The organism is Pseudoalteromonas sp. XMcav1-K (assembly GCF_044005875.1).
GTDB lineage: Bacteria > Pseudomonadota > Gammaproteobacteria > Enterobacterales > Alteromonadaceae > Pseudoalteromonas > Pseudoalteromonas spongiae.
In genome coordinates this window covers 1-9,674 of sequence record NZ_JBIPJE010000009.1, presented here as the reverse complement: position 1 = coordinate 9,674, position 9,674 = coordinate 1, and the positions used below count along the sequence as shown (strand labels likewise).

The window sequence follows — 9,674 nt, the reverse complement described above, 5'->3', positions numbered from 1 at the left end:
TGGCATAGTTATTCTATGTGAGCCAGCCGATAACACAGTAGAAAAGCCAATCAAGCGCTGCCGAACGGTTCTTTTGAGCGCACTTTTCTCATTGTTGCTCGATATTCGCTTAGATTACTAGGCCACATATCGAGCGCCGCGATAAAAGCACGCTCAAACAGAACAAAAATAGAACAGCAAAGATCAACAGACCCTAGCAAATTAGTATTAAAACCGCAGCCAATAATTTAAAGATTTTTTGTTATATCGACAATAATTATTTGCTTTTCATTTCGCTTAACAAGCCCTAAATTTAGCGCAGAAGTTAACCCAGAGGACTGGCAATGAAACTCACTAAAATGGTCGCGCTCGGTTTGATTGTATCACTTAGCTCGACGTTTGTTATCGCTGAAAATAGCACAAAGGCACCGCCTTCAATTGCGTTAAATTACTTGGAATATTGCCAAGATATTCTAGCGGAAAATGACGGCGAGCATGAGACTAACTTATTGAACTGTGTGAATACCGAGCTTGAAGGGTCAGGATTTGACACATTCGCCACATACAGTGAATTACTCGCGTATGTGGGTTTAGGTGAAGACTAATGGAAACGGCAATCCGACAAGGCAAAATACCGTTTTATGCCAGCGACACATTTCCTTATGGTTTGTCACGCAGCGGCTATTTCAGTATTGGCGAATCAGAAGAGCTGATTAAATACGGTGATACCTTATATGGCCTGCATAACGGCCTGTTATCGCCAGAAAATGCCGAAGAGGCAATGTTTGTCGCAGAATTAAACAGCGATGAAACCGCCACCCTTGACGCTGTAAAGTTATGGAAAAAATTTCTGTTGGCGATTACAAAAAGCAATAGCTTTTACAGTTTATCGCCAAGTAAAAAAGCGGCTTTTTAGCTGGTATTATCAACCTTAATCGTTGTTAACAAACACGAAGCAATGAGATAGAAGGTAGTAAAAAATGGATATTGACGTATCTGATTTTGACTATGATGATGAGTTGGAAGTTAAATATCAAATCTCCTACACATCGGGTAAACCAGCGCCAATGAAAGTGCACCGTAAAAAACGGTTATCACCTTGGCAGCGTATAGAATTGTTAAAAGACGAAGCTAGGCTCAACAAGCAAATTGCCGATAGCCACTTTGATTATTACGATTAAATTGAATTAGCAATACGTTCAAGGAAATTAACAACTAACCTCCAAGACTGGCGTTTTATGAGTAGAGCGTCACCTTGGCGGTTATTTTCATCTCATCTCTAACCCCATCAGCAAGCACTTTAATTAATCGTGCTTACGTTTATTTTTATACATCGCGGTGTCGGCAGCTTTAATAAGCTCAGCAACGGTGTAGCCATCTTGCTCATACAAGGCAAAACCAATACTCGCAGAAAGTGCGACCTTTTGTGCCTGACCATCAACGTCAGTAATATAAAACTCATCACAAATCGCATTAAGTTGCTGTTGGCTTGCTTGCTCAGCATCAACAGTGCTTTTAACGTGCGGCAGCAAAGTAACAAATTCATCGCCACCGAAACGCGCAACAAAATCTGTGGAGCGACTAAATAGCGTTAAGCGATTAGCAACATGTTGCAACAACTGGTCGCCCGCATCATGGCCAAACTCATCATTAATAGGTTTAAAATTATCCAGATCGATAAATAAAATGGCGAACATTTCACCGTAACGCTGTGCGTGTTCAACCAGCTCTTCAAGTTTTAAATCCAGTGCTTTACGGCTATATAATTTGGTTAGTGCATCACGATTTGCTGAGTTTTCAAGTATTTGTAAAAGGTGATGACGTTCTTTAGAAAAGCGAATTACGCGCTGCAATAGCGACGATGTAAGCTCTGATTTAGGCACATAATCTTGCGCCCCAAGTTGAATCAGACGATCGCCCATAGCTTCGTCGGCAACGCCGGTGACCACCACAATCGGCACAGATTGTGCGCTGTGTTTTACCGTTAACATGGTATTAAAACCATCACTGTCCGTGACGTTCAAATCCATAATAATTAGGTCAGGCTTAAAGTTTTCGAGCGCTTGAACCAGTTTCGTCAGTGAATCAAAAGTCATAATTGAGTGACTAATAATTTTATCACTCTTTAGTGCATTCCTAATCAGGTAAGCATCATCGCTGTCATCTTCAAGCAAGTAAATCAGATGATTAGATTTATACTTTTGTTGATCATTCATGTTTTATTGATCCTTTGCCAGTAATTCAACAGCGAGCTTAAGAATTCAATGGTTTCATTTAAGCCTTGTGGCTTTCGCACGTAGGAATTAGCACCATACTGATAAGACAACTCAATATCATGTGGGCTATTTGAATTAGAATATATCACGACCGGTAAGTTATTCGCGTGTTTATTTTGTTTAATTAACTTTAGTACATCAAAGCCGCCGCATTGCGGCATATTTAAATCGAGTAACACTAAGCTATTCGTGTTTGCAAAAGCGTCAATAGATGAAACGAACTCTCTACCATCATCAAAATGCGTAAGCGTTTTTTCATCATCGACCTTTTTTAGCGCCTGACGCATGATGTAAGCCTCATCGGGATCATCATCAATTAAAATTAAATTCAGCATTACTACACTTCTCTTGGCAAATTAATAATAAACTGGGTGCCTGATCCCTCAATGCTCTCACAGCGAATTTGCGCGTTATGTACTTTGATTATTTGCGCAACAATCGCAAGACCAATACCACTGCCCTCATATTTTTCTCGCGTATGCAGCCGTTTAAACGGTTCAAAAATGCGTTTTGCGTGGCTTGGATCAAGGCCAATACCTTTATCTTCAATAATAATTTCAACTGACGATTCACGCTCAGTTAACCGAATATTGATTTCAGGTATGCTATCTGGCTTAGTAAACTTAATTGCATTAGCGATTAAGTTTTGCAGCACCTGTTCAAATAACCCCACATCAACGGTAATTAATTGTTCTGGGTTGTCGCATTCAATTTCTGCTTTGGTGCGGAAAATACTCAACTCAAGGTTTTCAAGTACAGGTGTTAAAACCGTATTAAATGACACGGTTTCGAGTGATAAAGCATTAGTGTTAATGCGCGATAGCTTAAGTAAATCTTCAATCATTTTACTTAACCGCTTAGCAGCTAACTGCAATCGCTCAAGTTCAAACTCACTATCTGGGTCCGATTTGAATTGACCTTGTAATCGCTGATAAATCGACTCGCTAAATGCTGATATTTTTCTTAGCGGTTCTTGTAAATCGTGTGATGCAATAAAGGCAAACTGCTCTAAATATTCGTTTGATGCTTTTAATTTACCTAAGAATTCATTTTTGTCGCTTACATCAACAAATGTGCCCAGCATACGTTTGGGCTTACCAAACTCATCGCGATCTAATACGGAATCCACTGAATAGCACCATACCCAATGACCATTTTTATGGCGAAAACGGTATTCTAAAAAGTACTTTTCATTGCCGGTTGATTGGGTGATCAGTTCCATATGTTCGATCATGCCCGCACGATCATCTGGGTGAAACTTTTCCATCAAATCAATATCATTTGCGAAGTCATCTAACTCATAGCCGAGTAACTCCGTATAAGTTTTATTAATTCGCTCATTTTGTAGCGTTTCAAGATTAAAAATATAGAACCCACAAACAGAACTATCTAACAAGCTCTCTAAAAAGTTATGACTGTCCGCGAGCTGACGCTGCGCTTCTTTTTCCGAAGTAATATCTACCGCGCTACCAATAAGATAAGTACTAGACGTATCTCCAGGTTTTTTGACCGGATAAAGTGAGGTTTTAAACCAGCGCGCATCACCTTTAAATGGAATATGTTCTACATATTCGATCGGCGCGTCTTGCTCAACGCAAGTTAAATATTTTACGTGCAAATGCTGCTTAACTTCGTCAGGAAAAAACGTGATTTCTGACAATCGTTTATTTAGGATCTGCTGTTGCGAAATACCCGTCCATTTAAGTGCGGTATTATTATAGGTAGTGAATTTAAAGTCGTTATCTATGTATTCAACCACCCAAATGCCATGATTTGTGCCCATGTATAAGGCATCTAAAAATTGTGTGCGCTCATCAAGTAAACGCTGTGCTTTTTTTTGTTCGTCGATGTTTCTAAGTGCACCCGACATAGTGATTGGAGTGCCGGTACTATCACAAATTGAATCCCCACGCGTTAAAAACCAACTGTATTCACCTTTAGCATCACGACCTAGATATTCAACTTCATAACGTTCTTTATTTTCTAAGTGCGCATCCACAGCGCTTTGAACCATTTCTTGAAAATCGGGGTGAACGTGATTAAACCAAGTTTCATAATTCGCCTCTTGGTTTTCAGGCACACCGATTAACTCAAATAGTTTTGGCGACCACACTTGCTTGCCGGTTTGAATATTCCAATCCCAAATACCATCATTAGTGGCTGAGGTCGCACGCGCAAAAAGGGCATTTGATTCAACTAATTGCTGTTTTAATGCCGCCACTTCTTTTAAATCTTTTAAGGTAATGAGCAGCTGTACTTCACCTGCATACTCCTTTTTGGTCAGAATAATTTCAACAATTTGGTTTTTCTTATCTGTTTTGATTTGGCCGACAAAGCTAGCATTTTCGTTAAGCTCAAGGGTTTTTCCACTCGATTGAATAATGGTTTCAAATTCTTGGCTATTTGCTTTTAAATAAGTACTGAGCTTGCCATTTATATCGCCAAACTCTGATTTAAAATACTCATTCGCAAACACCACATCACCCTGGTCATTTGCCAATAAAAAATTAAGCGGCAGCGAATCCAGCATCCATTTCGTTTGAATATGGCCTTCGAGTAAACTCGTTAATTTTTTGTTTTCTTGGCGGGAATAACCATACTCCGACTTAATGCCTTCGTATTGCGAAATAGTGGGTACTTTAAGTAGTTCAGGTAACAGTTTGTACAGATAAAACGCAGTGGTCATCGACACCACTGCCGTCACCGCTTTTGCCATGCCATGATAGCCATACACCCCTTGCCAGATAGTCCAAATGCCAAATAAATGAGTGATACCGCAAAATAAAATAAATAATGAGAACAGTAAAAACACATTGTTATAGCCAATATCATTGCGCTTTTTCATAAAGATAACGAGTGCAACGGGAATCGAAAAATAGGCGGTTGCTATTAGTAAATCAGAAACGACATGGGTCCATAAAATATGAGGTTGCCATAAATAACAGTGACCATGGGGCATGTAATCACCGCGAAAAAACTGCTCTGTCATCGTGCTCAACGGAAATCCCTTACATTTGCAGTAGGTTTACATTTGAGTATGGCAGATAGCCTTACAAATACAATTTGAAGGCGGGTTTTTATACGTTAAATCAAGGGTTAAATTAACTGTAACGCGAAGCGAAAACGTCGTTATAAACGCCTATTCTTTATCGAAACTATCAACAATAATCGCGCCCATTGACGCTGGCATTGAAATCACCACAATGCGTTTGAGCGCAACAAGGGGTTCTGTAAGAAGTGGCAATTTATTAATACTTAAAAGTACTAGCGCCACAATAAAAAACGTAATGACATAGGCAAAAATAATACGCGACACAAACAATAAACGTCGCGTACGGATATTTCGTTGAAATACGCTTTCAAACGTATATAAACTTAAAAATAGAAACGATAAACTCAAAAGCAGCAATAAATTGGTAAACGGTAATATCTGTGCAAGCTGCCAGGCTTCTTCTGAAAATGAAATCGGCACTGCAAGTGCGAATGCACCGACACAAATCTGAATAATATCTTCAAAATTAAAACTGCTTTTCATCATGATTTTATCGCTGCTGTTGAGTGGTGGTTTTAAACGCCTAAGTTCAAGTTAAATAACTCATATACAGATAGCAAGGGAAACCTGTCTGCTATAAACGTAATTTGTGTTTTTTTAATGAGCGATTGCAATGTTATTTTCAGCCATCTGTTTAAAGCTATGTTTTGCACGTGGCATTTTTGATACCATCACCCAATAATTTAAATTTCCCGTTCAAAACGCGAGTTACTACTTTAGCCATGGAAAAATACGAAGAACTGTTAGTGTCAATCCGTAAAGTGATTAGAGCTATTGATTTACACTCTAAACAACTTAATAAATCGTCTGGATTAACCGGCCCACAGCTGCTGATTATGCAAGAAATTGCCCGCGTTAAAGGTATTACCGCAAGTGCAGTTGCAAAAGAGATTAACCTAAGTGCCGCCACTGTAACGAATATCTTAGACCGTTTAGAATCCCGTGATTTAATTGAGCGTGTGCGCAGCAATGAAGATAAACGTCGCGTTAGTTTGTTTTTAACCACCAAAGGCAAAACATCATTAATTGATGCACCGCAACCACTGCAAGAACACTTTATTCAAAATTTTTGTGCACTTGAGCAATGGGAACAAAGCCTGCTGCTTTCTTCAATGCAACGTATCGCTAACATGATGGATGCAACTGACCTTGATGCAGCGCCAGTACTTGAAATTGCCCCGATGACAGTAAGTTCTGAAGGCGAAAATAAAAATTAACTTAATTTGTAGCCAAATGCGTCGATCACTTGGCTACGCAAATCCTCTTTTAAACACTCATTATTGCTATCTGATAGCAAAAATACACTTTCTAAACTTTCGCCTAATGTAGTCACCTTTGCTGAATGAATAGACAAGGTTAAGTTGCGAAACACCGAACAAATTTTATCAACGTACGTAGGGTTATTAAGCGTCGTTACTTTGAGCAGTGTTCTGTCCCGTTTTGGTGTTGGAATAAACTCCACCATTGGCTCTGAGTCAAAACTTTTAATCTTTTTAGCAACCGGTAATTTACAGCTTTTATGACCAGACTCGATAACACGTTCGATTTGGCTAATAACCCGTTTAATGCGGTAGCTTTCACTTAACTGTTCATCATTTACATCGAGCACTCGAAAAACTTCAAGCACGTTGCCGTCTTTTGTTTCTAACAGCTCAGCATCTTTAACACTCACTTTCGCTTGAGTGAGCGTATTAAAAATATCAACAAAGAGTTTTTGCCTGTTAGGCGTATACACTACCAAGGTTGAACACCCAATTTGGTCACTCTGCGTTAAAAATACCAAAGGAAATTGACTGGCATTAACAACTTTGGCAGTAATTTCAGAGAGCTCTTTGGCACTTGTAAATGTGAAAAAACTATTAGGCAAGGTTGACCAAAACTGAGTGACATCCTCCAGTGCAACATCGCTGTTAGATAGAATAGTTTGTGCCTGCGCTTTATTTTCGCGGATCACTGTTCGCTGCTCGAAAATACTTTGCCCATCGGTTTTAAATGCTTCGCGACTTGCCAAGTAAAGTTGCTCTAATATGGCGGCTTGCCAGTCGTTCCAAGCATCTTCATTAGTCGCCATAATATCTGCTACCGTAAGCGTATACAGGGCATTTAAGCGCTCTAACGATTTAACCTGTTTGTTTAAGCTGCGAATCGTACGCGGGTCGTAAATATCTAAGGTGCGACTGGTGTTAATTAACAATTCTTGGTTTTCAATCAACCACTCTATTAACTCCACCGACGCATTTTTTAAATTGTGGAATGCGGCAAACTCTTTTGCCAAAATTGCGCTGGTGCTATGACTTTCACTATCTTGTGAACCGGCTAAATGATGACAAAACGCAGCAAGCGATAACGCCAATTTATTTTGCACACGGCCATAAGCAATATGATAGGTTTCGTGATCACCTTGATGATTTGCAAAGTCAGAAATATACGACACCGTTTTATAGACATGTTCGTCAACCGTATAGGCATTATGAATATCAAACTGCATACGCCCTTCGGTTTGCGCCCATTGCGTCGCATACATTTCTAAAACCCCGTAACGGTGCATTAAACCCAGCACTTTTTTCAGCGTTTTAGGCTGTTCAAACAGGCGAATAAATTCTTCGCGGCAGCTTTGATAATCTTGTAATTCACCCAATAAGCGATGCCTTACTTTTCGCAGCAACTTCAAAGTATTAGACGATATTCCTTTGGCTTTAGGATGATTTGCCAATAAGCCAAATAACTTGATCACTTGAGACTTATCAATAAACACACTTGATGAGTTAACATCGACCAAGCCATCAACAATGGCAAAATTTTCATTTACTTGCAGTACTTCTTGTTTGCTATCACGCGAAATACACAGGCTCACATTCTCACAGAGAATTTGATTAAGCTCTTGCAATCGGGTCATGGCACGAAATAGCTGCCGCATCATGCGTTCGATTGCCTGCTGTGCGCTGTCTCCACGACCAAACTTTAGAAATTCCGCAACATCAGCTTGGTATTCAAATAATAATAATTCTTGCGGGCGATTAGCCACACAGTGCAGCGCCCAGCGAATACGGCAAATAAAGTCGTGGGCTTCAATTAGCTCAAACTGTTCATCTTCTTGCAACAGTTCGCCATGCTCAAATAAACCTGCGTTTGATAATTTTAAATGTTTGCGCGCAACCCAGATAATGGTTTGAAAGTCACGTAAACCACCGGGATTAGTTTTTATGTTTGGTTCAAGGTAGAGTGCGGTGTTGAGTGCCTTTTCATGGCGAGCTTGTTGCTCTGCGAGCTTTGCCTGAAAAAAGTCAAAGTCGCTGAGTGTGGTTTCATCGTACAAAAAGTTTAGTAACGACTCTGCATGCTGTTTATTGCCATATAAACAGCGAATATCAAGTAAATTAGTCGCTATGGTAATATCTTCGGTAGCGAAACGTTTAGCTTCTGCTAAATTGCGAACGGAATGGCCAATATCCAATCCTAGATCCCAAAGACCAGTAACAAACTGCCTAACTTTATCTTCGGGAAATTCACTCGCATCATCTGGCGTGATAATCGCAATATCAATATCGGAATAAGGATGTAATGTTGCACGGCCATAACCGCCAACGGCATTGAGTGAGCAAGACGAATTAACTAAGCCACATTCACGCCACATATCAATTAGCATTTTATCCAATTCATCAGCGCGTTCATGTAGCAACGAACTGATAGAGCTAGAAAAAAAACGCTCATTTTGCGAACTGGTTAGTTTATCTAATTGATCTTTGTATATCGTTCTCATTCCTTGCTTCCTCTCAGATTAATTACGTTTAATTAAACTGATATCAAAGCTTTTGAGACCACACATTCATTGACACCAACTTGTTATTGACTAAGTTATTATTGATTAGTCTGCCACCATATTCAAAGCCTAATCGCGCAAATACCTTATTTATGGCAAAAGACGACGCGCGACAAACCGAATAAATAAACTGTACATCGTTATTTTTTAGGTATTTGCTCGCTTCAAAAATAAGCGCTGAGGCAATACCTTCATTGCGAAATTGGCTTAATACAACGGTATCGTAAAGCCTTGCATTTGGTGCATCTTTCTCATATTCAATACGCACACAGGCAACAATCGCATTCATGTATTCAACACAAAAATAGTCAACGCCGCTGTCAATACTGTTTTTAATGTAGTTTTCATCACCGATTGGCGAGCCATAACTTGAAAATGCGAGTTGATAAAGTTTAGATAACGCACGCACATCGCTTTGATTACACTTGCGAAACAACACTGGCTGAGCAAACGAACCAGGCTCCCACGAATCAACATTTTGTACTTCGTTGATAATACCGTCGCTTAAATCCATGTGATCGCACGAAGCGCGCTCTTCGTCGAAAAA

10 protein-coding genes are annotated in these 9,674 nt (G+C 39.7%); 4 read left to right on the top strand and 6 right to left on the bottom strand.

The annotated features are described in order from the left end of the window. Window positions 1-323: 323 nt before the first annotated feature. The 3 genes from ACHSBP_RS00210 to ACHSBP_RS00200 all read left to right on the top strand — a co-directional run bounded on the left by ACHSBP_RS00210 (window position 324) and on the right by ACHSBP_RS00200 (window position 1,160). Window positions 324-584, top strand: a complete 261-nt coding sequence (locus ACHSBP_RS00210) for a hypothetical protein (protein ID WP_010558188.1) — start codon at window positions 324-326, stop codon at window positions 582-584. Then, complete coding sequence (gene maoP / locus ACHSBP_RS00205) at window positions 584-895, top strand: DUF413 domain-containing protein (protein ID WP_010558189.1); 312 nt, start codon at window positions 584-586, stop codon at window positions 893-895. The genes ACHSBP_RS00210 and maoP overlap by 1 nt, the downstream gene beginning before the upstream one ends. A gap of 64 nt (window positions 896-959) precedes the next feature. Then, window positions 960-1,160, top strand: a complete 201-nt coding sequence (locus ACHSBP_RS00200; RefSeq protein WP_010558190.1) for a hypothetical protein — start codon at window positions 960-962, stop codon at window positions 1,158-1,160. Window positions 1,161-1,283: 123 nt separating this feature from the next. Here ACHSBP_RS00200 and ACHSBP_RS00195 read toward each other — a convergent pair whose 3' ends face one another. The 4 genes from ACHSBP_RS00195 to ACHSBP_RS00180 all read right to left on the bottom strand — a co-directional run bounded on the left by ACHSBP_RS00195 (window position 1,284) and on the right by ACHSBP_RS00180 (window position 5,790). Beyond that, window positions 1,284-2,195: a diguanylate cyclase domain-containing protein gene (locus ACHSBP_RS00195; RefSeq protein WP_395387889.1), complete on the bottom strand. Its 912-nt coding sequence runs from the start codon at window positions 2,193-2,195 to the stop codon at window positions 1,284-1,286. Beyond that, complete coding sequence (locus ACHSBP_RS00190; RefSeq protein ID WP_010558192.1) at window positions 2,192-2,590, bottom strand: response regulator; 399 nt, start codon at window positions 2,588-2,590, stop codon at window positions 2,192-2,194. Before ACHSBP_RS00190 ends, ACHSBP_RS00195 begins: the two co-directional genes overlap by 4 nt. Before the next feature lie 2 nt (window positions 2,591-2,592). Next, the gene (locus ACHSBP_RS00185) at window positions 2,593-5,244 is read right to left on the bottom strand and encodes a PAS domain-containing protein (protein ID WP_395387890.1); all 2,652 of its coding nucleotides are present in this window, start codon (window positions 5,242-5,244) and stop codon (window positions 2,593-2,595) included. Between the two features lie 150 nt (window positions 5,245-5,394). Next, the gene (locus tag ACHSBP_RS00180) at window positions 5,395-5,790 is read right to left on the bottom strand and encodes a DUF2391 family protein (protein WP_010558194.1); all 396 of its coding nucleotides are present in this window, start codon (window positions 5,788-5,790) and stop codon (window positions 5,395-5,397) included. A 239-nt stretch (window positions 5,791-6,029) separates the two neighbouring features. Here ACHSBP_RS00180 and ACHSBP_RS00175 point away from each other — a divergent pair, with 239 nt between their 5' ends. Beyond that, the gene (locus ACHSBP_RS00175) at window positions 6,030-6,524 is read left to right on the top strand and encodes a MarR family winged helix-turn-helix transcriptional regulator (RefSeq protein WP_010558195.1); all 495 of its coding nucleotides are present in this window, start codon (window positions 6,030-6,032) and stop codon (window positions 6,522-6,524) included. Here the strand turns inward: ACHSBP_RS00175 and glnD are convergent. Together glnD and ACHSBP_RS00165 are read right to left on the bottom strand one after the other, a co-directional pair. Then, window positions 6,521-9,067, bottom strand: coding sequence for a [protein-PII] uridylyltransferase (glnD, locus tag ACHSBP_RS00170; protein WP_010558196.1), 2,547 nt, complete (start codon window positions 9,065-9,067; stop codon window positions 6,521-6,523). The two genes, ACHSBP_RS00175 and glnD, sit on opposite strands and share 4 nt — an antisense overlap. A 43-nt stretch (window positions 9,068-9,110) precedes the next feature. Then, window positions 9,111-9,674 (bottom strand): GNAT family N-acetyltransferase (locus ACHSBP_RS00165; protein WP_395387888.1); only part of this gene is annotated, 564 nt, incomplete at its 5' end.